Genomic DNA, 1,617 nt, shown 5'->3' with positions numbered 1-1,617 from the left:
CTGATATGCTCCCCTTGTGGTAGACAGTTGAAATAAAAAAACTGTTTACCATAAGGAGGAGCGTATTTTTATGGGTCGAAAGTTTTCAGTTTCTTATGAAGAACGTATCGATGCAATTGAAAAGTATTTGCGGCATGAGAATTCATTAACACATCTGGCAAAGCAATTAAAAGTTAGCTATTGGGCTGTTAAGCGGTGGTTAATAACGTATCAGTCTTTGGGGCCAGAAGGATTAATAGAAACATCAAAAAACATGCACTACTCGCCGACGTTGAAAGAAGCAGCTGTAATGGATTATTTGGCTGGTACCGGTTCTTACAGAAATCTTTGCAAAAAATACGGGATTAAATCAACCTGTCAACTGCAAGACTGGGTTTCAAAGTATAATGGTCATGAGGAGTTAAAATCTTCTGGAACGGGAGGAGCCCCCATCATGACCAAAGGTCGCAAAACAACTTATGAGGAAAGAGTCGAAATCGTTAAATATTGTATCGAGCAACAGAATAACTATGCTAAAACGGCACAAAAACACCAGGTCTCTTATCAGCAGGTTTATAGTTGGACTACCAAGTATGAAACGAATGGTGTTCAAGCGTTGCAAGATAAACGTGGCAAAAGAAAGACCTTGGATGTAATGTCCGAAATTGAGAAACTAAAGGCCGAAAACAAACTTCTTGAAGCCAAAAACAAAAGGCAGCAAATGGAGATAGACTTTTTAAAAAAGCTCGAGAAAATAGAAAGGCGGCGGTTCTAAGCCAGGTAAAACATGAAGCCATTTATCTTGCAATCCGAGAACTTCATGATACAGCAACCTATCCAATACAGAAACTCTGTGAAATCGCAGGCATACAAAGATCTTCTTATTATAAATGGCTAAAGAGAAACGAAAATGCTAATGAACAGATGAACAAAGAATTGATTCCTCTGATTAAAGATGCTTATCAGGAACGCAACGGTATTTTAGGATATCGACAAATGGCTATCAAGCTTAACCGCGAACATAACCTTACTGTGAATCATAAGCGGATTTACAGACTAATGAAAATATTACACCTTCAGTCTGTATGCCGTAGAAAAAGAAAGAAATATATCCAGTCTACACCTGAAATTACCGCTGAAAATATCCTTAATAGAGAGTTTTCAGCAGATCGTTTTGGAGAAAAATGGCTTACTGATGTGACAGAGATGAAGTATGGTCTTGAACAAAAAGCATATTTAAGCGCAATATTGGATTTGGGAGATAAAAGCATTGTCGCTTTTGTGCTTGGTCATTCAAACAATAATGAACTTGTTTTCAAGACTTTTGACATAGCTCATAAAGAATATCCGGATGTAACCCCTCTCTTTCATAGTGACAGGGGATTTCAGTATACAAGTAAGACTTTTCATAAAAAGCTTGTTGATGCAGAGATGACACAAAGCATGTCCAGGGTTTCAAGATGCATAGACAACGGTCCCATGGAAGCATTCTGGGGAATGATGAAATCAGAGATGTATTATCTAAAAAAGTTCCGTTCATACGATGAGTTGGAAGATGCAATCAGTGAATACATATCGTACTACAATAACCATCGTTATCAAAAGCGACTGAACTGTATGGCTCCGCTAGAGTACAGA

The 1,617-nt window shown here is 38.0% G+C and carries 1 protein-coding gene and 1 pseudogene; both read left to right on the top strand.

The features are described from left to right. Nucleotides 1-70 precede the first annotated feature (70 nt). The gene (locus tag LUCIF_RS00015) at nucleotides 71-754 is read left to right on the top strand and encodes a helix-turn-helix domain-containing protein (protein WP_122625858.1); all 684 of its coding nucleotides are present in this window, start codon (nucleotides 71-73) and stop codon (nucleotides 752-754) included. Between the two features lie 17 nt (nucleotides 755-771). Next, nucleotides 772-1,617, top strand: a pseudogene (locus tag LUCIF_RS00010) (IS3 family transposase); the annotation flags it as partial.

Source organism: Allolucifera butyrica (genome assembly GCF_900476375.1).
Lineage (GTDB): Bacteria > Bacillota > Negativicutes > Sporomusales > UPPP01 > Lucifera > Lucifera butyrica.
Note: the sequence above shows the minus strand (reverse complement) of the source record. Positions and strands in the feature narration are given on the sequence as shown.

Coding starts and splice junctions, on each gene's coding strand:
- LUCIF_RS00015 (WP_122625858.1), top strand. CDS start 71: ATGGGTCGAAAGTTTTCAGTTTCTTATGAAGAACGTATCGATGCAATT.